At 66.1% G+C, this 22365-nt stretch carries 26 protein-coding genes; 7 read left to right on the forward strand and 19 right to left on the reverse strand.

The genetic code is table 11. The features are described 5' to 3' along the window. Positions 1 to 91 precede the first annotated feature (91 nt). Positions 92 to 505, reverse strand: a complete 414-nt coding sequence (locus ABRZ00_RS12540) for a MerR family transcriptional regulator (RefSeq protein ID WP_343835240.1) — start codon at positions 503 to 505, stop codon at positions 92 to 94. A gap of 309 nt (positions 506 to 814) precedes the next feature. Here ABRZ00_RS12540 and ABRZ00_RS12545 point away from each other — a divergent pair, with 309 nt between their 5' ends. After that, positions 815 to 1546 carry an EAL domain-containing protein gene (locus tag ABRZ00_RS12545; RefSeq protein WP_368641803.1) on the forward strand — a complete coding sequence of 244 codons (732 nt, stop codon included), beginning with the start codon at positions 815 to 817 and terminating at the stop codon, positions 1544 to 1546. Here ABRZ00_RS12545 and ABRZ00_RS12550 read toward each other — a convergent pair. After that, positions 1530 to 3050, reverse strand: a complete 1521-nt coding sequence (locus tag ABRZ00_RS12550; RefSeq protein WP_368641802.1) for a YdiU family protein — start codon at positions 3048 to 3050, stop codon at positions 1530 to 1532. The genes ABRZ00_RS12545 and ABRZ00_RS12550 overlap by 17 nt on opposite strands. Then, on the reverse strand, positions 3013 to 3378 hold the full coding sequence (locus ABRZ00_RS12555) for a DUF2069 domain-containing protein (RefSeq protein ID WP_368641801.1): 366 nt from the start codon (positions 3376 to 3378) through the stop codon (positions 3013 to 3015). Before ABRZ00_RS12555 ends, ABRZ00_RS12550 begins: the two co-directional genes overlap by 38 nt. 44 nt (positions 3379 to 3422) lie before the next feature. Here ABRZ00_RS12555 and ABRZ00_RS12560 point away from each other — a divergent pair, with 44 nt between their 5' ends. Together ABRZ00_RS12560 and ABRZ00_RS12565 are read left to right on the forward strand one after the other, a co-directional pair. Continuing rightward, positions 3423 to 4679 (forward strand): YihY family inner membrane protein, encoded by a 1257-nt coding sequence (locus ABRZ00_RS12560; protein ID WP_343835245.1) that lies wholly within the window; start codon positions 3423 to 3425, stop codon positions 4677 to 4679. Between the two features lie 36 nt (positions 4680 to 4715). Then, on the forward strand, positions 4716 to 5183 hold the full coding sequence (locus tag ABRZ00_RS12565; RefSeq protein WP_368641800.1) for a CBS domain-containing protein: 468 nt from the start codon (positions 4716 to 4718) through the stop codon (positions 5181 to 5183). 42 nt (positions 5184 to 5225) lie between these two features. Here ABRZ00_RS12565 and dusA read toward each other — a convergent pair whose 3' ends face one another. Next, positions 5226 to 6194 (reverse strand): tRNA dihydrouridine(20/20a) synthase DusA, encoded by a 969-nt coding sequence (gene dusA, locus ABRZ00_RS12570; protein WP_368641799.1) that lies wholly within the window; start codon positions 6192 to 6194, stop codon positions 5226 to 5228. 140 nt (positions 6195 to 6334) lie between these two features. Here dusA and ABRZ00_RS12575 point away from each other — a divergent pair, with 140 nt between their 5' ends. Together ABRZ00_RS12575 and ABRZ00_RS12580 are read left to right on the forward strand one after the other, a co-directional pair. Beyond that, the gene (locus ABRZ00_RS12575) at positions 6335 to 7309 is read left to right on the forward strand and encodes a homoserine kinase (RefSeq protein WP_368641798.1); all 975 of its coding nucleotides are present in this window, start codon (positions 6335 to 6337) and stop codon (positions 7307 to 7309) included. Further along, positions 7306 to 8088, forward strand: a complete 783-nt coding sequence (locus ABRZ00_RS12580) for a BPSS1780 family membrane protein (RefSeq protein WP_368641797.1) — start codon at positions 7306 to 7308, stop codon at positions 8086 to 8088. The genes ABRZ00_RS12575 and ABRZ00_RS12580 overlap by 4 nt, the downstream gene beginning before the upstream one ends. Here the strand turns inward: ABRZ00_RS12580 and ABRZ00_RS12585 are convergent. The 10 genes from ABRZ00_RS12585 to ABRZ00_RS12630 all read right to left on the reverse strand — a co-directional run bounded on the left by ABRZ00_RS12585 (position 8046) and on the right by ABRZ00_RS12630 (position 17530). Next, a complete protein-coding gene (locus ABRZ00_RS12585) occupies positions 8046 to 8366 on the reverse strand; it encodes a DUF192 domain-containing protein (RefSeq protein WP_368641796.1) in 321 nt (106 codons plus the stop codon). The two genes, ABRZ00_RS12580 and ABRZ00_RS12585, sit on opposite strands and share 43 nt — an antisense overlap. 77 nt (positions 8367 to 8443) lie before the next feature. Then, on the reverse strand, positions 8444 to 9307 hold the full coding sequence (locus ABRZ00_RS12590) for a type II secretion system F family protein (protein ID WP_343835253.1): 864 nt from the start codon (positions 9305 to 9307) through the stop codon (positions 8444 to 8446). A gap of 24 nt (positions 9308 to 9331) precedes the next feature. Next, positions 9332 to 10177, reverse strand: coding sequence for a type II secretion system F family protein (locus tag ABRZ00_RS12595; RefSeq protein ID WP_368641795.1), 846 nt, complete (start codon positions 10175 to 10177; stop codon positions 9332 to 9334). Then, positions 10174 to 11991, reverse strand: a complete 1818-nt coding sequence (locus ABRZ00_RS12600; RefSeq protein WP_368641794.1) for an ATPase, T2SS/T4P/T4SS family — start codon at positions 11989 to 11991, stop codon at positions 10174 to 10176. The genes ABRZ00_RS12595 and ABRZ00_RS12600 overlap by 4 nt, the downstream gene beginning before the upstream one ends. Continuing rightward, positions 11988 to 13421 carry a type II and III secretion system protein family protein gene (locus ABRZ00_RS12605; protein WP_368641793.1) on the reverse strand — a complete coding sequence of 478 codons (1434 nt, stop codon included), beginning with the start codon at positions 13419 to 13421 and terminating at the stop codon, positions 11988 to 11990. Before ABRZ00_RS12605 ends, ABRZ00_RS12600 begins: the two co-directional genes overlap by 4 nt. Continuing rightward, positions 13418 to 14488, reverse strand: coding sequence for a Flp pilus assembly protein CpaB (cpaB, locus tag ABRZ00_RS12610; RefSeq protein ID WP_368641792.1), 1071 nt, complete (start codon positions 14486 to 14488; stop codon positions 13418 to 13420). Before cpaB ends, ABRZ00_RS12605 begins: the two co-directional genes overlap by 4 nt. Beyond that, on the reverse strand, positions 14485 to 15231 hold the full coding sequence (locus tag ABRZ00_RS12615; protein ID WP_368641791.1) for a hypothetical protein: 747 nt from the start codon (positions 15229 to 15231) through the stop codon (positions 14485 to 14487). The genes cpaB and ABRZ00_RS12615 overlap by 4 nt, the downstream gene beginning before the upstream one ends. Next, positions 15228 to 15947 (reverse strand): hypothetical protein, encoded by a 720-nt coding sequence (locus ABRZ00_RS12620; protein ID WP_368641790.1) that lies wholly within the window; start codon positions 15945 to 15947, stop codon positions 15228 to 15230. Before ABRZ00_RS12620 ends, ABRZ00_RS12615 begins: the two co-directional genes overlap by 4 nt. After that, positions 15937 to 17268 carry a hypothetical protein gene (locus ABRZ00_RS12625; RefSeq protein ID WP_368641789.1) on the reverse strand — a complete coding sequence of 444 codons (1332 nt, stop codon included), beginning with the start codon at positions 17266 to 17268 and terminating at the stop codon, positions 15937 to 15939. The genes ABRZ00_RS12620 and ABRZ00_RS12625 overlap by 11 nt, the downstream gene beginning before the upstream one ends. Before the next feature lies 1 nt (position 17269). Next, entirely contained in the window at positions 17270 to 17530 is a 261-nt protein-coding gene (locus ABRZ00_RS12630; protein ID WP_368647901.1) for a hypothetical protein, read from the reverse strand. 268 nt (positions 17531 to 17798) lie between these two features. Between ABRZ00_RS12630 and ABRZ00_RS12635 the strand changes: the two genes are divergently transcribed. After that, on the forward strand, positions 17799 to 18677 hold the full coding sequence (locus ABRZ00_RS12635) for a toll/interleukin-1 receptor domain-containing protein (RefSeq protein WP_368647703.1): 879 nt from the start codon (positions 17799 to 17801) through the stop codon (positions 18675 to 18677). A 74-nt stretch (positions 18678 to 18751) separates the two neighbouring features. Here ABRZ00_RS12635 and ABRZ00_RS12640 read toward each other — a convergent pair whose 3' ends face one another. The 4 genes from ABRZ00_RS12640 to ABRZ00_RS12655 are packed head-to-tail and all read right to left on the reverse strand — an operon-like array spanning position 18752 to position 20308. Further along, positions 18752 to 19255, reverse strand: coding sequence for a DUF2514 family protein (locus ABRZ00_RS12640; RefSeq protein ID WP_368647704.1), 504 nt, complete (start codon positions 19253 to 19255; stop codon positions 18752 to 18754). Beyond that, on the reverse strand, positions 19252 to 19698 hold the full coding sequence (locus ABRZ00_RS12645; RefSeq protein WP_368647705.1) for a D-Ala-D-Ala carboxypeptidase family metallohydrolase: 447 nt from the start codon (positions 19696 to 19698) through the stop codon (positions 19252 to 19254). The genes ABRZ00_RS12640 and ABRZ00_RS12645 overlap by 4 nt, the downstream gene beginning before the upstream one ends. Continuing rightward, a complete protein-coding gene (locus ABRZ00_RS12650; protein WP_368647706.1) occupies positions 19689 to 19982 on the reverse strand; it encodes a hypothetical protein in 294 nt (97 codons plus the stop codon). Before ABRZ00_RS12650 ends, ABRZ00_RS12645 begins: the two co-directional genes overlap by 10 nt. A gap of 5 nt (positions 19983 to 19987) precedes the next feature. Then, positions 19988 to 20308: a hypothetical protein gene (locus tag ABRZ00_RS12655; protein ID WP_368647707.1), complete on the reverse strand. Its 321-nt coding sequence runs from the start codon at positions 20306 to 20308 to the stop codon at positions 19988 to 19990. A gap of 89 nt (positions 20309 to 20397) precedes the next feature. Between ABRZ00_RS12655 and ABRZ00_RS12660 the strand changes: the two genes are divergently transcribed. Continuing rightward, positions 20398 to 21384 carry a tyrosine-type recombinase/integrase gene (locus ABRZ00_RS12660; protein WP_368647708.1) on the forward strand — a complete coding sequence of 329 codons (987 nt, stop codon included), beginning with the start codon at positions 20398 to 20400 and terminating at the stop codon, positions 21382 to 21384. Here the strand turns inward: ABRZ00_RS12660 and ABRZ00_RS12665 are convergent. Continuing rightward, positions 21367 to 22068: a hypothetical protein gene (locus tag ABRZ00_RS12665; RefSeq protein WP_368647709.1), complete on the reverse strand. Its 702-nt coding sequence runs from the start codon at positions 22066 to 22068 to the stop codon at positions 21367 to 21369. The two genes, ABRZ00_RS12660 and ABRZ00_RS12665, sit on opposite strands and share 18 nt — an antisense overlap. Between the last annotated feature and the right edge of the window lie 297 nt (positions 22069 to 22365).

Here is a 22365-nt window from a genome sequence, read left to right on the forward strand (position 1 = left end):
GCCTCCCGAGGGCTGATTATCGCATCCTTTGACCGGGACCCGGCCCCCGTCTTCCGGCGCTTTCACCACCGGGCGGGTGCACCCGGCAGGCCTAGGCCGGCGGCACCAGGATATTCAATGTCCGGCAGCACGCATAGGCCCTCAACGGGCATTGAGCGCAGCTCGGCTGCCCCCGGCATTCCTCCAGCAGGGATTCCAGCCCCCGGACCATTCTGCTCAAGTCCCGCATCCGGCTGCGCAGAACCTGGATTTTCTCCTGGACCAATTCCTGCACCTGCACGCACTGCACGACCTGCGGCGGCTGCAGCAACAAGATGATTTCGTCGAGCGAGAAGCCCCAGGCCTGAGCCTGCTTGATGAAGCGGATCCTTTCGACGACATCCTGAGAATAGTGTCGATGGGACCCCAGGGGCTTTACCGGAACCGCGACAAGGCCGCGACGCTGGTAGTAGCGGATGGTCTCCACGTTCACGCCGGCGAGTTTCGCGGCACGACCGATGTTCAATGCATCACCTCATGAACTCCTTGACTCCGTACTTAAGTACGGACATTAGATTGCCTAAGGCAAACAGGAATTCATGAATGCCGCGAACCGAAATGCCACCCATGCAGATCGGCTGCGTTCCCATCTCTTTCAACGAATGACTATGTTATCCGTAACAAAACGATTTGACTAGAATCGAAAAATCAAAGGCCATGCCCTATGGAAGACATTGCACCAGGACAGGAAATCGGAGGTTTCCCATACGATCCAGGCACAGGCTGCGACCCGAACGCCATCGCGCAAGCGCCTAGCCCAGCGCTACAAACCGCTTTGCGGCAAGCCCTGGCACAGAGCGAATTCCGCCTGGCCTATCAACCAATCGTCGACTTGCGCAATCGTCGGACCGTCGGCGTCGAAGCGCTGATCCGGTGGCCCCGGACACTCGTCGGGCCGGACGTCTTCATTCCCATGGCCGAGAAAATCGGTCTGATCCGGGACATTACAAAACAAGTCTGCCTCCTGGCCGCCGAGGATTGCATCACGCGACGAATCCCGGGATCCGTCCGCCTTTCTATCAATCTGTCGGCGGCGCATGCGGAAACCCCGGAGTCCGTCGAGCTGCTTTCGAATCTGTCCCGGGCGCTGGGGGGCGCCCTCCTGAACGTGGAATTGACCGAACGCTGCCTGCTGGCACCCGAACGCTGCGATCCTGTCATCCGGGCAATCCGCGCCCTGGGCATTCAGGTGCATCTGGACGATTTCGGCACCGGCTACGCCAACCTCCAGTCTCTGGTCGAACTGGCGCTGGATGGCATCAAGATCGACCACCGCCTGACCCGATGCCTCGACGATTCCCGCGCCGCCCGGGAAATCGTCCGGCATCTCGGCCGGATGGCCGGCACGCTGGGTTTCTCGATCACGGCCGAAGGCGTCGAAACCGAGACCCAGGCGCGATGGTTGTCGGTCCTGGGCATCCATCGCGCGCAAGGCTGGTTGTTCGGCCAACCCCGCTTCGTCGAGGACTATCCCGCCCTGCGGCCCGCCATCAAGACGAACAACTGACCGCCACCGCCGGCGCATCGGCGGCGGGTGGGCGGGCGTAGAACTCGAAGCCGGGGCGCTCCGCATACGGATCCCGCAACAGATTCGAGAGACGGTCGATTTCCGAGGCATCACCCTGCTGCGCAGCTTCGATGGCGCGTTGCGCCAGATGATTGCGCAGAACATAGACGGGGTTGGCCCGGTCCATACCCGCCCGGCGTGCGGCCTCATCCCCGCCCTGCATGGCCCGCCGGGCCAGATAGCGGTCCAGCCAGGCGCGCGCCGCGCCGGGGGCGGCGAACAGGGACAGCCAGGGCCCCGCATCGCGGTCGGCATCCGACAGGCGGCGGAACGCCAAGGTAAAGTCGGCCCGCTGCGTTTGCAGCAAGGCCCACCAGTCGTCTTCGAGCGCCGCGTCATCCGGCCGCCATTCGGACAGCCCCAGCTTGCGCCCCAGACCGGCTCGGTAAGCCGCCAGGAACTCGGCCTCGAAGGGCGCCAGGCAGGCCTCCAGAGCGGACGCCTCGCAGCCCAGCACCAGCAGGCTGCCCGCCAGGCGATACAGATTCCAGCGCGCCACCGCAGGCTGAGCGTTCCAGGCGTAGCGGCCTGCCGTGTCGCTGTGATTGCAGACGTGATCGGCCTCGAAAGCATCCATGAACCCGTACGGCCCGTAATCCAGCGTCAAGCCCAGGATGGACATGTTGTCGGTATTCATCACGCCGTGGCAAAAACCCACAAGCTGCCACTGGGCGATCAGGCGCGCCGTGCGGCGCGTGACTTCGGCCAGCAACCGGCAGGCTGTGGCCGGCGCGTCCATCCCGTCGCCGCCGTCCACCCGGCATTCGGGATACCAGCGCCCGACGACATAATCCAGCAAAGCCTTCTGCTCATGGTGCGAATGGCCCCAATGTTCGAAATGGCCGAAACGCACGAAACTGGGGGCCAGGCGGGTGACGATGGCAGCGGTCTCGACGGTCTCGCGCACCACCGGATCGTCGGATGCGACCAGGGCCAGCGCCCGGGTCGTCGGAATGCCCAGGCTCGCCATGGCTTCGCTGGCCAGGTACTCGCGCACACTGGAACGCAGCACGGCCCAACCGTCGCCCATCCGCGAATAAGGCGTGCGGCCCGAGCCCTTGAGCTGGATCTCCAGGGTGCCGTCCGGCGTCTGGACATCGCCCAGCAGATGCGCGCGCCCATCGCCCAATTGCCCTGCCCAGACGCCGAACTGATGGCCGCTGTAGACCGTGGCCAGAGGCGCAATGCCGGCCAGCCGGCCGCTGCCGGAACACAAAGCGAGAAAACCGGGCGAATCGAGCGCGGCGGCGTCCAGACCAACCCGCGCCGCCGCATCCGCGCCGACATGCAGCAGGCGGGGCGCACGCAGAGGACGGGGGGCCACCTGGGCATAGAATCCGCGCGGCAGGGACGCGAACGAACAGCCCGCCGCCAGAGCGTCGAGCGCCGAAGGAACGGACGCGTGCTCAACCACGGCGCGCCGCCCGTTTGGCGGGGCGGACATACAGGATGGCCCCCAGATACAGACCCAGCGACAGGAGGATTTCCAGGCCCGCCAAGGCGACCGACACCGGCGTCGTGTCGGACCAGGCGCGCACGGCGCCTTCCATCAGATAAAGCAGACTGAGCATCGACACCCACTGCAGGGTATAGAGACTGCGCCGCAGCACGCCGCTGACGGCGAACAGCAACGGCACGGCCTTCAGGGCCATCAGCGTGCCGCCCGGACGCAGGGGTGCCCACCAAAGCTCCCAACCCACGCACAGGACGATCAGGCCGAACAGGCAGACGCACGCCAGGCCGTGCAGGCCCGGGTTGAATTTGATTTCCATGCTTTCCATACTGGTATTATCACTCGAAACCTCCTGCCCGCCTCATGACGATCTCTCAGAATCCTGCTCCGTCTCTGGCCGAACGCCGCACTCGCATCCTGGACATCCTGCGATTCACGCTGGACTTCGCCGGCCACCGAAAACTGACGCGGGTGGCCTCCAGCCTGACCTTCACCACGGTGCTGGCGATCGTGCCGATGCTCGCCGTGGTGCTGGCGCTGTTCACCGCCTTCCCGCTGTTCGCAGAATTCCACAAGGCCCTGGAAACCTTCCTCGGCGAAAGCCTGCTGCCGCCTTCGGTGTCAGACACCATCATGCGCTATCTGAACCAGTTCGCCGCCCAGGCTTCGGGACTGACGGCGGTGGGGGGCGCCTTCCTGGTCGTGACGTCGATCCTGCTCATCATGACCATCGACGAGGCCTTCAACGAAATCTGGAACGTCGCCCGCCAGCGCCCCATGCGCCAGCGGCTGCTGGTGTACTGGGCGATCATTTCCCTGGGACCGATCCTCGTGGGCGCCAGCCTGTGGGCCAGTTCGGTGCTCGCGCGCGAATCGCTCGGCTATATCGGCAACCTGCCTGAAGGGCTGAGCCTGCTGCTCAACCTAGTGCCTTTCCTGATGTCCGTACTGGGCTTCACCGCCTTGTTCATGTTCGTGCCCAATTGCCGCGTGCTGTGGCGCGACGCCGCGCTCGGCGGCCTGGGCACGGCCGTGGTGCTGACAGTCATGAAGGCCGGTTTCACCGCCTACCTGACGCGCTTTCCCTCTTACACGGTGATCTACGGGGCCTTTGCCACCCTGCCGATCTTTTTGCTGTGGATCTACCTGTCCTGGCTGGTCGTCCTGATGGGCGCCACGGTGGCCTCGCTGCTGCCGGCGCTGCGGCTGCATCGCTGGGCGCTGCAGCGCCAGATTGGCGCCCAGGCCGTCGACGCGCTGGAAATCCTGCGCATCCTGTGGCGCGCGCGCAGCACGCTGCCGCCGGGGCGCAGCCTGGGCTACCTGGAAAAACACTTGCGGGTCCACCCCGACGCCCTGCGCGACATGCTCGGCGCCCTGCGCGAGCTGGGCTACGCCGTGCCGGTGGCCGATGGCGATCAATGGGTGCTGGCCTGCGATCCCGCCCGGGCCGATATCGGCCCGCTGGTGGACCGCCTGCTGATCGATCGCGCTCAAACAGAACTGCGGGCCGGCACGCTTGAAGCCCTGTCGCTCACCCTGCAAGGGAACCCCCCCGTCCTGGATGCGTTATTCGCAGGCGATGCTACCGAAAACCGGAACGATGATGCACAATACTGAACAAAGAGCCGGACCACGGCGCCACTGGGAATCGACATGCTGAAAGTCAATGAAATCCTGCGCGTGAAAGGGGACACGCTGTACACCGGGACGCCCGACATGCTGGTGCGCGAAGCCATCGCCACCATGAGCCAGCTCGACATCGGGTCGCTGGTCATCATGGACCATGGCCAGCTCGTCGGCATGCTGACCTTCCGCGAGATCATCAATCACCTGAACACCCACGATGGCCAAGCCGGTGATTACACGGTGCGCAGCATCATGGACGACGCGCCGGTCAGCGTCACGCCCAATACCGACGCCGATGAAGTGCAGCGCCTGATGCTGGACAAACACGCGCGCTACATCCCAGTGATGGACGGCCCCACCCTGATGGGCGTGATCTCGTTCTACGACATGGCGCGCGCCATCGTCGAGGCACAGCAATTCGAGAACGACATGCTCAAGGCCTACATCCGCGACTGGCCCTCCGACCCCTCGGGCGATTCGGCCCGCAAGGCCTGAGGCTTCGCCGGCACGCCTGCGCCAGAGACGACGAACCGCCGCTCAGGCCAGCGCTTGCCAGGCGCGGCGCAAGACTGCGGGGCCTTCGGCCCGCAGCAAGGCGGGGTCCGACAACATGCGACGCCATTGCCGCGCCCCGGGCCGGCCGGTACGCCAGCCCAGCGCGCCGCGCACCAGGATATGCAGCGGCACGCCGCGCGCATGCTGCACGCTCACATACTCCATCCATGCATCCAGGACGGCGCCGGGCTCGGGCAGCGCTTCGTCCGGCGCCATGCGGCGATGCAGTTCGGCCAGAATGTCGGGATGATGCCAGGCGGCCCGGCCCAGCATGATGCCGTCCAGGCGTTCCATCCAGTCCAGGCAGCGCTCGACCTCGGCCAGCCCGCCGTTCAATACGAACGTCGCATCCGGAAAATCCTGCTTCAGACGCAATGCCTCCGCATAGCGCAGCGGCGGTTTTTCCCGGTTGTCCTTGGGCGACAGCCCCTTCAGGACCGCATTGCGCGCATGGACAATGAACACCCTGCAACCGGCCTCATGCAGAGTGCCGACGAAATCGCGCACGAAGTCATAGGATTCATCGTAGTCCAGGCCCAGGCGGTGCTTGACCGTCACCGGCACCGACACGGCATCCTGCATGGCGCGAACGCAATCGGCGACCAGGCGCGGTTCGGCCATCAGGCAGGCGCCGAAGGCGCCGCGCTGGACCCGTTCCGACGGGCAGCCGCAATTCAGGTTGATCTCGTCGTAGCCCCAGCGTTCGCCCAGCCGGGCGCTTTGTGCGAGGGCCTCCGGCTCGCTGCCGCCCAATTGCAGGGCGACCGGGTGCTCGGCCGGATCGAAATCCAGATGCCGGCCCACGTCGCCGTGCAACAGGGCGCCGGTCGTGATCATTTCGGTGTACAGACGAGCGCGTGGCGAGAGCAGACGATGAAAATACCGGCAATGCCGGTCCGTGACGTCGATCATCGGCGCCACGCACAGGCGCCAGGGGGCAAGGTGAGGCATGCAAGACATTCCAGGGCAATCCTTCATTTTAGCCGGCGCCGCACGGCCCGACCGCAGGGGCATGCGGCTTTTCGTCTAAAATCGCGGCTGACCGATCCTCGACCCGAACCCCGGCCTTCTGCGGCCGCATGCGTATTTCCATGGCCGTATTCACCCCTGTCACCGAAGACGACGCCCGCGCGCTACTGCAACGCTACCAGTTGGGCGAGCTCGTCGCCCTGCGCGGCATCACCGCCGGCATCGAAAACACCAACTATTTCCTCGACACCACGCGGGGCGCCTATGTGCTGACCCTGTTCGAGGTTCTGACGGCGGCCCAACTGCCGTTCTATATCGAACTAATGCACCATCTGGCTGGACGAGGCGTCCCCGTGCCCGAACCCCAGACCCTGCTCGACGGCACCCGCCTGACCGAGTTGAACGGCAAGCCGGCCGCCATCGTCACGCGCCTGTCGGGCGGCTACGAGCCCGAGCCCGGTCCGGCCCATTGCGCGCTGGCCGGCCAGACCCTGGCCCGGGCCCATCTGGCCGCACAGGACTTTTCCATCCATCAGCCCAATCTGCGCGGCCTGGACTGGTGGCAAGCCACCGCCCCCGCGCTGGCGCCCTTCCTGGATGCGGATCAGTCTGTCCTGCTGCGCGGCACGCTGGACGAACAGATCGCCTTTGCCGCCGCGGGAACGCCCGCGCGCCTGCCTTTCGGGCCCGCGCATTGCGATCTCTTTCGCGACAACGTGCTGTTCGACGGCACCTTCGAGTCGCCCCACATGGGCGGCTTCATCGATTTCTACTTCGCGGGCTGCGATACCTGGCTGTTCGACGTCGCGGTCAGCGTCAACGACTGGTGCATACACCGGGCAACGGGCGCCTTCGTGCGCCGGCGCCTGGAGGCCTGGCTGCAGGCCTACCACGCCGTACGCCCCTTTACCGAGCAAGAGCGTGCCGCCTGGCCGGTCATGCTGCGCGCGGCGGCACTGCGGTTCTGGATCTCGCGCCTGTACGATTACCATCTGCCCCGGCCGGCGCAAACGCTCAAGCCGCACGATCCGCGCCACTTCGAGCGCATCCTGCGATTGCGAACCGAACAGCCCGCGCCCGCACTGCCCCGCCCATGACTCCTTTGCAAGCCGCCATCCTGCCTCCCAGCGCCGGCTGGTCCTGGATCCTCCAGGGTTATTTCCTGTTTCGCCGCCAGCCCATGGCCATGCTGTTCTGGAGCATCGTCACCAGTTTCTTCATCAACGTCGGCGCCCTCATCCCGGTGCTGGGACAAACGGTGCTGGTGCTGCTGACGCCGCTGTTGACCTTCCTGACCCTATGCGCCTGCCGCAAACTGGAAGAAGGCGTACGCATCGTGCCCGGCCTGTGGCTGCAACCGCTGCAGACTCCGGGCGCCACGGGCGCGCAATTGAGGCTGGGCCTGGCCTACCTGGGGTGCTCCTTCATCGCCGCCCTCGCCGCCGTACTGCCCTTCCTGTCGTCGATGCTCGATGCCCTGGGCACCGCCGAGCAGCCCGACTTCGCGGCCTTGAGCCAGGCCATACAAGGCCCCATGATCGTCTTCGGCCTGTTTTACGTGCTGCTGTCGGCCCTGTTCTGGCATACGCCGGCCCTGGTCGGCTGGCACGGCCTGCCGATGCGCCGGGCACTGTTCTATTCCATGGTTGCCTGCTGGCGCAACAAATACGCGATCATCGTCTATGTCGCCAGTTGGGCCGCCGTGTTCTTCGGCCTGCACGGCCTGCTGGACGGCCTGGCGGCCGCCGGGGCGTCCACCGGCCTGCTGGCCTGGCTCTCTCTGCCGCTGGACGTCGTGGTCACCGCCCTGCTGTATTGCAGCTTCTACCCCATTTACACGACAATCTTCCGGGCCCGCCCGGCCGCCTCGACCTGAGCGCGCCAATCCGGCCGGGCGCAATAGCCGGCGGGCAATTCGACCACGGCCCGCGCGCGCCGGCAAAACACATAGCCGCCAGGGCCCGCCTGCCGTCGTGCCGCCACGATACGGCCGGCGGCATCCAGGAATACCAAATCCACGGATTGCGCCAGGCCCAGTGTGTGCACGGCGCGGCACTCCGGCAGCAGCAGCCCCCTGGGGCGAACCCCCCAATCCGGCCACAGGCGCAGCCCAAGCAGCCGCGCGGCGAAAGAGCGCGCGCAATACAAACGCAAAGGCCGATCCAGGCCCAGCCACGGCGCTGGCGCCCGGGGACCGCGCCAGGCCAGGCGCCGACAGGGGCCGGCCCGCATCAGAATCCCGCATCCAGCAGCTTGACCGCCACGGGAAAGCCGATGACCAGGAACGTGCAAGGAAAGATGCACAGCACCATGGGAAACAGCATCCGCACGGGCGCCTCCAGCGCCAGTTTCTCGGCGCGCAGAAACCGTTCGCTGCGCTGGCGCTCCGCCTGGGCCCGCAACAAGGGCCCCAGGCTCATGCCCAGGCGATCGGCCTGCGCCAGCGCCGACACCAAGTTGCGCACGCCGGGCACATCCGCCTGCTCGGCCCAGCGCTGCAACCAGCGCGACCGCTCCATGCCGGTGCGTTCCAGCGCGGCGGCTTCCCGCAGGCTCTGACGCAGCGGACCTTCAGGCGCATGGCCGGCGACCTGATGCAAGGCTGCCGGCAGGCTGAGCCCGGCCTCCACGCACAAGGTCAGCAAATCCAGCATGAACGGCAATTCGCGCATCATCCGCAGCCGCCGGCCGGCGGCGCGGCGCCGCAGGATCCGATCCGGCCAGATGAACCCCAGGCCGGCGCCCGCCAGCGCCGACACAATGCCGATCCGTGCCGGAACATTGCCCATCAAGGCCGCGGCGCCGGCCAATGCGGCGCCGCAGCCGCCCGCCAGCACGCAGGCCGCCAGCCAACGCTCGACCTCCCAATGCGAGGCCAGACCGGCACGCGGCCCCCATACCTGGAGCGCCCGGCGCATGCGCCAGGTCACGAAAGGCGCGCACCAGGGCGCCAGTGCCAGCACCCAGGGCCACCAGAACGCCGGCGGCCGGATTCCCGCCTCGCCACGCGCGGCAACCCAGGGGCCGCCCACCACCCACAAGCCCAGGCAAGCTGCCAAAGCGGCCAGACACAGGCCGATCCAGAACCAGTTCATGATGTGTTCACTCCTGCAGACGGGCTACACCTCGATGGCAACCACTCGCTGGATCCATAGAATGCCCAGGCCTTCCAGCACCAGGACCGCCATCATGACGGACCAGCCATACCAGGTCTGCCACAGCAGGGCCATGGCTTCAGGCTCCAGCCGGGCAAGCACCAGCGCCAGCAGCACCGGCAACCCGGCCATGATGCGGCTTTGCATCCGGCCTTGAGCAGTCAACGCCTCGACCCGGCCCAGCCAGTGCTGCCGCGCCCTTAAGGTTCCGGCGATGTTTTCCAGCGTGTCGGCCAGGCCGCCGCCCGTCCGTGCGGAAACGCCCAAGGCGGACACGACCAGGCCGCAGGATTCGGTCTGCACCCGGGCATGCAATTGCTGCAAGGCATCCTGAAAACTCAGGCCCAGGCGCTGTTCACGCAGCAGCAGCCCGAATTCCTGGGACAGCGGCGGACTGGACTGGGCCACCAGGTGCCGCAAGGCGGGCTGCACCCCCGCCCCGGCGCGCAAAGCGCCGGCCAAGGCCTGGACCAGTTCGGGCAATTGGGAATCGAAGCGCCGCGCGCGGCGCAGACGCACATGGCGCAGGATCAAAGGCGGCGCGCACAGCAGGCCCGCCAGCACCGGCAACACGCCCCACCAGCGGCCCGCCAGCCAGGCGGCGGCCAGCATCGCCACCAGGCCGAGGCAGGCGGCGGCCGGCTGCAACTGGGCCATATCCAGGAACAGAAAAGAGGCATCCAGCGTGCGCCGGGTTTCGTCGCGCAGCCGATCCTCGTAGCGCATCCAGGCACCTTGGGCGCGCTCGAGCAGCCACCAGGCGATCAGCGAGACGCTGCCGGCAAACAATACGAAAATCAGGATCATCATGACGCGTCTCCTGCAAGCGTATCGTGCCTGCGCGCCGCCCGCCGCGGATTGCGAGGCGGCCAGGCCGCATCCCCGTCCAGTGCCGCCCCGCCCTGAAGGATCGTGCGCCCCGAGAACCATGAAAGATCCGGAGCCGCCGTTCCCTCGAACCCTTCGGGCGGCAAGCCGCAGCCGACGAACTCGGCAGGCGGCCCCGCCTTGCCCAAAAACAGATCCTGCAATTGGATGCGGCCGCTTTCCTGGCCTGTCACCTGGACGATGGCGCTGACCAGGCGCCGGCCGTCGGCCGCGCGCATCAGTTGGACAATGAAATCGATGCTGGAGGCGATATGCTCGCGGATCGCAGCCAGCGGCAAATCCATGCCCGCCATCAGAATCATGGTTTCCAGGCGCCCCAAGGCATCGCGCGGGCTATTGGCATGCAATGTGGTCAGCGAACCTTCGTGCCCGGTGTTCATGGCCGCCAGCATGTCGAAGGCCTCTGCGCCCCGGCATTCACCGACCACGATCCGATCCGGGCGCATGCGCAAGGCGTTGCGCACCAGATCGCGGATCTCGATGCGGCCCCGGCCCTCGGCATTGGGCGGACGAGCCTCCAGGTTGACCAAATGGGCATGATTCAATCGCAGTTCGGCGGCATCCTCGATCGTGATGATGCGTTCGCCGGCCGGGATGGCATTGGACAGGACGTTCAGCAGGCTGGTCTTGCCCGAACCCGTGCCTCCGGAGACGATCAGATTCTTGCGATGGCGCACACAATGCACCAGGAACCGCGCCATGGCGTCGTCCAAGGCGCCGACGTCCAGCAGATCGGGCATATCCAGGCACCGCGCGGGAAACTTGCGGATCGTCAGGCTGGCTCCGCGCAAGGCGACCGGCGAGATCACCGCATTCACCCGCGAGCCGTCCCGCAGGCGGGCATCGACCATGGGCGCGCTTTCGTCGATCCGCCGTCCCAGCGGCGCGACGATCCGGTCGATGATGCCGAGCACCGCCTGCTCGCCGCTGAAGCTGGCGGAGGCACGCGCCAGGCGCCCCCCGCGCTCGACGAAAATTTCATCATAGCGGTTGACCATGATCTCTGTGATGCCCGGATCGGCCAGCAACGGCTCAAGCGGCCCGAGGCCCACGGCCTCGTCCACCAGTTCCTGGAGCAATGCCTCCCGATCCTGCTCCGCAGGCAGCGTCGCATCAGCGGCAATCAGCCTCGACAGCACGTCGGCGGCCTCGGTCCGCAAGGCGGTATCGCTCATTGCGCCAATGTCCCTGCGGCGCAGTTGCAACGCGGCGATCAGGCCCTCGTGCAGGCGGCGCCGCAGAACCTGGTTGTCGGGCGACGGCCCATCGGCCCACGCCACGCCCGCCTCTTCCGCCGGCGGGGCGGGCGGCATCGCCGGAGGCCCGGAGGGCTCATCCCCGCCCCCTGCTTCCTCCCGCGCTTCTTCGCCCCGTTCAGGGACACTCTTTTGCGCCCCGCCCTGCGGCAGCAGAGGCCCGCCATCAGGAGGGGCATCCGCTTCTTCGACCGGCAGGACGCGCAACAGGCACGGGCCGATCACGATTTCGTCCTGCGCCCCGATCGGGCCGTGGACGGCGATCCGCGCACCGTTGACGGTGGTTCCGAACAGGGATCCCAGGTCTTCGATCCAGATTTCGTCCTGGCGCTGCAGCAGGCGCGCATGCCGGCGCCCGACCCGCCAGGCGCGCAAGGCCAGGCCGCACGCGGCATCGCGGCCAATCAGCAACGGCAAGGCGTGCCGCTCGTGCCGACGGCGGCCGTCCTCGAAATGCAAGTCGAGATCGACGGCGTTCACGGACGGGCTCCTTCCGGGCGATGATCCGGCGTGGCGATGCTGCCCTGCCACTGTGAATCCGGGCCGATCACCCGCGGGTCCCAGCCCGGCCGGACCGCGCGCCCAGCCGGCTCAAGCCCCGGGCGAACGGGGGTCATCAGCACAGGGGCGGCCGGAAACGACCGATCCAGGATGGCGCCCGCACGTCGCACGCGCAGGCGCAGATCGGGATGCTCCGCCGTCACCAGTTGCGGTGTCACCAGGATAGCCAGCTCGGTTTCGTTGCGCTGGAAACGCGTGGAGCGGAACAACGCCCCTAGAACCGGCAGATCGCCCAAACCCGGCAGACGGTCCACATTGCGGGCCGTATCCCGCGACAGGAAACCGGCCAGCACCAGGGTCTGGCCGGCGCGCACGTTGAACTCGGTGGCCGTGCGCCGGGTCTTCAAGGAAGGGCCGCCCGGCACCGACAACGACGGATCGATGGCGCTGACCTCGACTTCGAGACGCGAACGCACCGCACCGCTGCGCTCGATGGACGGCGTGATGCGCAGCGACACGCCGTAAGGCTTGAAGGCTGTTTGGGTGTTTCCATTGCCGTCCACCGTACTGTAGGGCACTTCGCCTCCGGCCAGGAACTCGGCGGTCGCACCGCTGCGCGCCAGAAGCTGGGGCTGGGCCAGCACGGCGGCCCGCCCGTCCTGGGCCAGCAGATTGATCTGCGCCGACAAGAGCGCATTGATACCGAAATAGCCCGCCGCCTGCGGCGACGGGAATGCCAGGGGCAGCACGGTCTCCCCCGGCCGGTCGGCATAACGGCGGGAGCCTGCGTCCCAACCCAGGCCGGCATTGACGCCACCTGCTCCCTGAGCCGCCCAACGCAGGCCGACTTCGCGCAGCAGGGATCGGGGCACTTCGACGACTTGCACATCCAACAGCACCATCTGGTCCCAACCGACGGTGCCGGTGAAATCCAGCAATTGCGGGTAACGGCGCCCCAATTCCGTCAGGCGCTGACGGTCGGCATCGGACAAGTCATCGCCCTCGACCAGCAGCTTGTCGCCCAGAGTCGTCACCCGCACGCCCGGGATGCGTTCCAGCAAGCCGCGCAATTCATCCTGGAGCTGGCGCGCGCCTTCGGGAGCGACTTCCACCGCATAACGGTAGGCCTGCCCATCCGCCGTCCAGACATGCAGCGTACTGAAGCCGGGCTTGCGGGCGAACACGATGACTTCGCGATCATCGGTGCTGACGGCATTCAGGATCTTGCCGTCGCCCACGGCGACCCGTGCCACGCCGGGAATGCCCAGGACCCGGACTTCACCCGCCTGGAGCGCCAACGGCGTTTCAGCAGTTCCAGGGACGGCGAAGGCCGATGAAACCATCAGGCCCGAGGCCCAGACGGCCATGGCGCAACGGCCGGCAAAGGCAAAGCGGCAGCGCGCGCTCATGGGGTTTCTCCTTCCAGGCGCTCGCTGCGCTGTGCAGGATCGATCTCTCCGCCGCCGTCTCCTTCGCCCGCCGCAATCGCCCAATCCGGCCATACGGCCGGCCCAGGCGGCACCCCGGCACCGGGGCTGTCCTCTCCCTCGGCCTGCGGGGGGGCCGCCTGCTCCGCCAAGGCATGCATCCAGGCGCTGGCCAAGGCCTGGGCGCCTGGCAGATCGAACCAGCCGTTGCCGGACGGAAGCGGCTGTCCCGAAGACCTGGCCCAGGCTGGCAAGGCGCGGGCACCCGCGCTGCCATACAGAATCACGGCGCGGCGGGCCGGAGCCCGGGGCGGATCGCCCACGCCCAACAAGGACGCCAGGTCGCCCCGCGCGGCTCGACGGTCGGCCTGCGCATCCCCGGGATGACGCAGAATTGCGGTCAGCGTGCCCGCCTGCCGGGCGGCAACCAGCTTGACGACGTCTTCAGGCGCGGCATCGAGCGTCACCGTGGAATAGGAAGTTTCCCCGGCACCGGCTTCGGTGGATCGGGTTTCGCGGCCAGTCGCCAGCACCAGCACCCCCTGGAGCAGAGGAGCCGTCAAGCGCTTGCGCCTGTGATCGAAAGAAACATACAGGTCGATCAGGTCGCCCGGCTGCAGCAGGCCGGACAGCGCATTGACCTGATCGACCGGCAGCGTAATGGCGCGCCGGCCCGGGGCCAGGTGGGCCGAGAAGGCTGGCTGCGGACGGACGGTATGCGCCAATGCCAGCGCGTCGCCCGCGCGCACGGCGGCACCCAGTACCCGCCCATCGAGTTCTCCCAGGCGATCGAGCGGCAAAGTATCGCCGTTCACCCAACGGGCTGGAAACCGGCGCACGGCCAGCGCATCCGGCGTCAACCGGGTGCCGGCCGGAAGATCCCGGGCCGCCACGATGCGTTCGACCATCTCCAGATGGGACCGGGCCTCGATCTGCCGTTCGCGTTCGCGCACATGCATGGCCAGGGCGCCTGCCGCCAGCAGGCCCGCCCCCAGGGCCAACGCGGCCAGAACGGCGGAACGGGGAATCCGGGGAAACGGGAAGCTCATGCGGGCTCCTTGGAGCGGTGCCAGAACGTCAGCACGACGGTATCGGCGCGAGGATGAAGATGGACCGACAGGCGGTCCCCACCAGGCTGCGCCCACTCACCGGCCGCCGTGAAGACCACGCGCGACGGGTCCTCCTGCCCTCCGTGAGCGAAACCGCCGGCCACGGCGGCCGCCGGTTGCCAGTGCCGAGCCTGCAAGGCGGCGCGCACGGCGGCAGCCACGCGCGGATACGAGCCTGGACACAGATAACTGGCCAGCAAGCCGGCGCCTTCGGCAAGGCGGCTGGACGCGCGCAGTATGGGCCGGGCGCCCGGCGGGGCGAATTGAGCCGGATCGAAGCCGGCCTTCTGCCGGGCCGCAGGCTCCAGGCTGGACAACAGCCCGACCGTGCCCGCGCCACCGCGACCCACGGGCCGCAACTGCGCCAGCCAGTGCCGTCCCTCGTGAACACCCGACAGCGTCAGCACGGAACCCGAGAATTGCAACCGGCTGAATCGGTCGTTGCCGGCGCGCGTCAAGCTCCGGGCGGCGTCGGCCGGCGTCACCGGAGCCTGGAAACGATGCATCCGCACCTGTGCGCCTGGCAGATCGAAAACCTGAGGTCCGGTCCAGGCCCATTCCGCCAAGATCTCGGCCCCGGCGGGATTCCAGGCCGCCGAGGCGCCACACGCCGGGCTGGCGCACGTCAGAAAAACCGCCAGCAGCATTGAAGACGGATGCGTGGGCGTCAGAAACGGACTCATGGCTTTCTCCAGGCTTGCAGATGCGGGCGCGGCACGCTGCCCGTCCATGGGCCAATCCAATCCCAATCGGGCAAGGCGCGGCCCCAGGCGGCATCGATCCCCCGAAGGCGGCTTGCAACTGCCTGGCCCGCCGCCCGGGATGCCGCAGCGGCATTGCCCCAGCCTCGGGGGCTGTCGGCCAGGATGAATTGAGCGTCGGCATCGCCCGCTGCCGCGCCGTCGCCGCTCAGGATGGCGGTGTGGCGACGCAGGCTCAGACCCAGGCGGTCGAAACCATGCACTGCGCCCGTCGCGGCCGAGCCTGTGGCCGTCGCAGCCTGTGCAACCGCCCGCCAGACGGCGGGATCGCCCAACCGCCACTCCCTGCGCAGCGCCGCCGCGCCGGCTACGGGATCGCCAGGCTGCGGTCCAACCGGAAACCCCGTCGATTCGAGCGTCAAATGCGTGCCATCCGCCAGAAAATCCGCTCCACGACGGCTTTTCCAGCGGTGCCCAGGCGCATCGAGATGACCGTCCCCGCCAGAGCCCAGCGCTTCCGGTGCCATGCCCTGGTGAGCATGCGCAAAAGCGGCGCGGCGGCTGGCATGGGCCAACTGCATGCCGACATCCTGCAGGCGTCCCAGCCATGCGATGCCCACCCACAAACTGCCCAGCACCCCCAATACGGCCAGGGCTTCGGCAAGGGCCTGGCCGGTTTGTTTCCGGTCAATGGCCATCGGGCGCTCCAGGCGCATCCGACAAACCGTCGGTCAGGCGCGCATGCCAATAGGGATGAAACAGGCTGGGGGTTTCATCCAGCCCATCCGCGCGCCGCCCGGGCCGGGCGAACCGGCTTTCCGCGGCGCTGCGGGCATGAATTGGCCGCCCGGAGGCATCCGGCAAGCGCATGCGCACGGCAAACTTCGCAGCCGCGCCAGGCGCGGCATCGGCGGCAACGTCCAGATAAGCCCCCAGCCCACGGGAATCCCAGGCCTGGCGATCCCGCAAGGCATAGGAATTGGCCAGGGGGTTATCCCGGCCGCCCACCAGATCCCATTGCGCCGCCGCCCGCACCCAGCGCCAGAAATCCTGTTCGGCGAAATCTTCCGGCGCATCCTCGACGTGCGCAGCCTCCATCGCCTGGCCGGACCGCGCCGGCATCCAGGCCCAGCCCATGGCGTACTCGCGGTGGTAGCAACCGATCCAACGATTGGAGCGCAGCGCATGAAAAGACTGTGTATCGCCCGCCCGCCAGCGGCCGGAGGCATCCAGCGCCGTCCCCCCGCGCCGCCGCAGTTCATGGCGCAAGTGCGGACAGCGGCCGCTGACTGGCCAGGGATTGCGCGCCGTATGATCCCGGGAGCCAAGAAACGGGTAGAGTTCGGCCAGGCGCCGGGCCCAATCGAATAAAGCGGCATCCGGGGCCTGGCGGCGCAACAGGCGGGGCCAGGCATCGTCCGTCACGACCGGCTGCAGTTCGTCAGGCCCGTACTCGGGATAGTGTGCGGCCAGCACGGCCCGCATCGTTTCCAGACGCACCCGGGGCAGATCCCGGGCCAGCGCGCCGGACAGATCGGCCGACAGTTCATGCACGAAGCGTTCGTGCGTGGCATAAGCCCGGCCCAATGCTCCTTGCCCCCGCGCCTGGGCTTCCAGGCCCGCGGCGCCAGCCGCCGCCAGGTAGGCGCGGCCATGATCGGCGCCGAACAGCAGGCCGATCAGGTGGGCGGGCGGATTGCCCTGGGCAAGGCGGCGCGCTTCCATGCCGGCGTAATGCGCCCAACTGCCCAGAGTCACCAGGTGCGCCATGGCCAACTGGTGCGCCATGCGGGCGCGATTGAGATAGGCCAGGAAATTCAAGGTCCGGGCCTGCGCCAGCGCGCCGCTGTAGGCGGCGGCATCCAAGCCATGCACCAGCCGGACTTTGGCCGCCAGCACCTGGCCGGTCGCGAAATACCGCATCCAGGCCAGGCTCAGCACCGCGGCCAGCACCATGCCCAGCACCAGGACTTGCCCACGCTGATTTCCGGAAAGCCGCCGGACGATTCCCCTGGCCATGTCACTGCCCCGCCGCCGCGTTGCCGGTGAAGGACTTCAGGGATTTGGCGGCGGTCTGGGCGGCGGCGGCTTCAGCGGCCGTCTGGGCGATGCGGGATTGCTCGGAGCCGTCTTCGCCCGCGATTTCGCGCGCCATGGCTGCCGTCTGGGCGCGAATCACCTGACCGAACAACTGATAGACCGCGATGGCGGCCACGGCCACCAGAGCAACGACAATCACGTACTCGACCAATTGGTCGGAAAAGTGATGTATCGGATTGATTTATAAGGAAATCAGAGGACAGAAATGTCCAATGATTTAGTGGTCACGGGTGCTGCTAACTACTTGATTTTGTGTGTGCGCGATTGGAGTTTTGGACAGGGTTTTAGTAAAAATTCCTCTATGTTCACGTCCGAAAGGGGTGAGGCTCACTTCGCACATGGAAGAAGCTATAGAGGGTCAGGGTCCAACTCTGGCCGCCAAGAAAATTCAGTTGCGACGAAATGAAAACATGATTTATTCTTCCCTACAAAAGTACTAAGGGAAAGCAATGAAAGTATTCATCAGTTGGTCGGGACAGCCTAGTCGACAAATTGCTGAGGCACTGCGCACTTGGCTTCCGCGTGTTATCCAATCATTAAAGCCGTGGATGTCAGACGAAGACATCGCCCCAGGATCGCGCTGGTTGCCAGATGTCGCCAATCAGCTAAACGATGCCAAGGTTGGGGTTATCTGCGTCACACCCGATAACTGGTCAAATCCTTGGCTAGTATTTGAGGCTGGGGCGCTCTCCAAGACGCTGGAACAGACATTTGTATGTCCTTTGCTGTATCAAATGGCTCCAAGCCAACTTAGTGGACCTCTGGCTCAGTTTCAGTCTCTTTGCCTGGACAGGCCTGGAATGTTCCGCACTCTCCAGAATCTAAATCAAGCCTTAGGCGATGATAAGTTATCCGATCATGATTTGAACGAAACATTTGAGGTTTGGTGGCCTAGGCTGGAAGAAAAGCTCAACCAAATTCCAAAAAATAATGATGAGTCAACTAGTCATCCGCGAACAACCGAAGATATCCTCGAAGAAATTCTTGATCTAAGCAGAGAGCAAATCCGTCGAGAGAACTTAAGACTAGAGGCATCTAACGTACGAGACAAAGAGCTCAATAAAATACTTCCCGTATTCGATCAAATGCACAGAACCATGCTGCAACTGCAAGAGCGAAGCGAAACTGCAGAGAACCTCATCAGCAGTTTGCCTATACCACCAGAGATAAAGAACTTGCTAACAGGTCCTGGAAACCAAGATGTTTTGCGTGCTCCTATTTCCAGCATGGAAGACATGATGGAAAGCATGCGAGAACATTCGAAATTGAGTTGTCAGCTTACCGATCAACTCCTGACCCCACCACCTAAATCGGAGCCAGAAGGCTAATCCAATCTCTATCCAAGATCCTCTGCTACCAAAATCTCCCTCGGCAACCGGCCCTACGTAGCGTAGGCCGGTTTTCATTTGCGCAGCGACTCGTAGGCCCTCTCGCACGCCAGCCCGCTCACTCGGAGCCGGTCAGCGTATCCACTGACGTCTCGACCAGCTTCGTCCATCCCGCTGAGCAACCTGACGAGCAGATCGAGGGTATCGACACCTGACTGGTCCTGGCCTCCGCCGGCAGCGGCGGGGTCTCGGGCGCGACGTTGTAGCTGGGCGACTTGCTGGCGCAGGCGCTCAGAAGCAGCACGGGCACGATCAGCATCAGCAGCCGCGACGGCGGCCTGCGTTTTGGCATCATTGATAACCCCTTCCCTTTTGGCCCATCGGGCCTGTTCCGTGGCCCTGGCCAGCGCCTGGGCGTCTGCGATTTGCTGCGCCCAGTCGCGCTCCATGCCGGCGACCTTGGCGTCGTGGCGCCAGCCCTGGACCGTCCAGGCCGCAGGCCCAGCAATCAGTGCGCCCACCAGCACGGCCGCCGCGTAGCCCCGCCAGCCGGCCAGAGCCTTGAGCTCGGCGATCATGCGATCCTCACGATACCGCGCTGATACCCACGGCCCGAGCGCCAGGACAGCACCTCACGGCGCATGCGGTCGCCGACGCCCAGATGGATCCAGTGCGTTCGCGCCTGCTCAAAGATCAGCTGATCGAACTCCAGCGCGCTATCCGCGATGGCCTGGGCCACAGCCTGATCCGGGCCGAAGCCCGGCACATGGAAGTCGGCGGCCAAGCCCTCGCAATGCGACGACGTGGCCGAGCCGTCCACAGCTTTGTTCAGCGCCGACGACCGGTAGCCGGACGTGATGATGATCGGCTTGCCGAATAGCGCCCTCACCTCCTCAAGCTTCGCAGCCAGGACGTGCAGATTGGCCAGGTGGTGGCGCGTCGGGGTGTTGTCGATGCCCAGACGGCGCGCGGTGTCCGAGCGCGTGAATTCGGCCAGGGTGAAGTGCTGCGTCAGTTGCATTTGCCGATCCTCCGCTTGATGTGCCGGCGCACGGACGGCGCCCAGGTCTTGAGCCAGTAGCAGCGGATGGACATGCCAGCGACGGCGACGGAAAACAGTGCACTGGGGCGCTGTATTTCCCAGGGCCAGCGGATCGCCCAGGCGATGCAGCCCAGACTGGCGAACAGCATCAGGATCAGCGCCGCTTTGCCCCAGACGCCGTCATTGATGCGCGGCGACAGTACCGCCCAGCAGCAAGCCACAGCAATCACCAGCTGCGCGCCTGCGTAGATGTATGCCCACATAATCACTACCCTCCAAAGCGGCGACGAATCAGATCGGACAGCAGCGCCCACCAGTCCGCGTTTCTGATCCCGAGCAGGATTTGCTCAAGCGCTGACCAGCCCAGCAACCCGACGAGAAACGCGACCGCCCAGCCCCACCCGACCGGCAGCTTCATCCACTCAATGATCGGGCCAGAAAACAGTCCGGCGACTACAGGGCCAGCAACCAGCAACTTGGCCTTTTGCCCCCGCGTCAGACCCTTGATAGCCCCGAGCGAAAAAGCCGCCCCGACAAACCCCGCGATAGCCGCCCAGATCGTTGATTCTTGAATGTCCGGTATTTGCATGTCGTTCCTTGGACGAAAAAATGCCCGCGCAGGGCGGGTGGTTGATAAATGCTGACGTCCGGCCTACAACCGGACTTTTTGTCACTGCCATGTCTGATCGTCGCCGCTTGCGCTTGGTGCGCAACCTCCCTACCCTCGCCCAGGCCCTGGAGCGCTACCTGGCCGAAGTGTCGGCCCGGAAGAAAAGCCACTCGCAAGAGCAGTCCGTCGCCCGCATCTGGCTGCAGACGGGCCTGGCGAATCGCAACCTGGCGCGGGTCACCGCGCTGGACCTGCAGCGCCTGCGCGACGAGTGGCTGCAAGATCGAAAGCCGGGCACTGTGAACCGCCGGCTGGCGCTCATCTCGCACCTGTACACCGTGGCCCGTAAAGAATGGGGCCTGCACTGGCTGGCCAACCCTGTGCAACTTGTGACCAGGCCGGTCGTGGACGACGCCCGGGACCGCAGGCTATTCACGCGGATCCGGCTCAACGGCCTGTCGCCGGCGGAATGCCCGCGGTCGGAGCTGGAGTGGATCATCAAAGCAACCCGATCCGAAACCCTGCCCACAATCCTGCGCCTGGCCGTGGAGACCGGCATGCGCAGGTCCGAGATCGTGATGCTGCGCCGCGAGCAAATCGACCTCACGCACGGTGTGGTGACGCTGACGGACACCAAAAACGGGGACACGCGCTACGTGCCGCTCTCCCCTTTTGCCCGGGACGCCCTGCGCCGCTGGCTGGCCGGTCGACCCATGCGTGGTCGCATTTTCAGTGTGACGGCCGGTGCTATGACCCGCGCCTTCGCCCGGGCCCGCGATCGAGCCCGCCGGCAGTACGAAGCCCTGTGCAAACATCACGGACGCCGGCCGGTGCGGGCCTACTTCGCCGGCCTGCGCCTGCACGACCTACGGCACGAAGCCACGTCCGTATTGGCTGAGGTTTTCCCAGCACACAAGCTGCAAAAGGTGACCGGGCACCGGGATTCCCGGATGCTGGGCCGGTACTATCATCCGCGCGGCCGAGACCTCGCGCAGGAACTGATGCGCAGCAAGCTGGGCCGCTGGCAGTCCGAGCAGTTACGCCTGGCCGCCTGACGGCCACACAACAGCACGCACAGCCGCGACCGTGGCGGCCGCATTGATCTCGTCGCGCAGCCGCTGGCGCGTGCCGACCAGCTGCTGGCTCGCTGCTTGGAACGCCTGGACCTGGGCCAGCGTCAGCGCCCGCATGTCTTCAGGCGTGATGCCGCGCGCGGCGGCCAGGCCGTCCAGGTAGGGCGTGGGCGAGGCATTGTCCGCTGCCCAGGCCAGGGCCTCGGACTGCTGAATCGGCCACGTCAGGCGTTCCGCCTCGGGGTAGCCTGCGGTCAGGGCCTGCGCGGCCGTCTCGAAACTGGCATTGATCACCAGCAACTGCGCAGCCTGCGCATCTTCGAGCGTCGGCTCGGGCGCCGGCGGCTCTTCCGTGTGCAGCCACTCGGGCAGCGGCCCCAGGCCGTCGTAGGACTGGCCGTCCGCGTCGGTGTCCAGGACATAGGGCCGGCCGTGCGCCAGCCACAACTTGTCTTTACGGTGGTCCTCGATGACCTCCCAGGACCCCGTACCCTGGTCACCGTAGGTCTTGGTATCGACGACCGGATGCAGCGCGGTCACCCAGCGCGCGACGTGCCCGGCCGGGACCGCCGGCGGCGCGACCATGACCTGTAGGTGCCCCTTCGTGGGCGCCTCGCGCTCGTGCAGCAGCAGGCCCTGATCATCGAGTTGATAGACGGTTTGCATAACGACTCCAGCCCCATCAGTGCGGGGCAAAAGGGTTTGAAAAATGAAAGTGACTGCGTGACTGCGAATCCGGCGGGGCCTGGCACGTACAAGGCCACAATTATGGAAACAACCTCACATGATGGCCAACCGATGATAATCAGTAAAACAATCAAATCATCTATCTGACGCCTGCTCGTATCCGCGCGGCGTCCGCATGAAGAACGATGCGGCCCCGTGGAACGCATATTCCTGGGCGTCGAAAACCGCACTGTCCGCAGGCTATCCGTCGTCCTCTGCGGACAGTTACTTTGGGCT

The organism is Castellaniella ginsengisoli, from assembly GCF_040955415.1.
Classification (GTDB): domain Bacteria; phylum Pseudomonadota; class Gammaproteobacteria; order Burkholderiales; family Burkholderiaceae_B; genus Castellaniella; species Castellaniella ginsengisoli.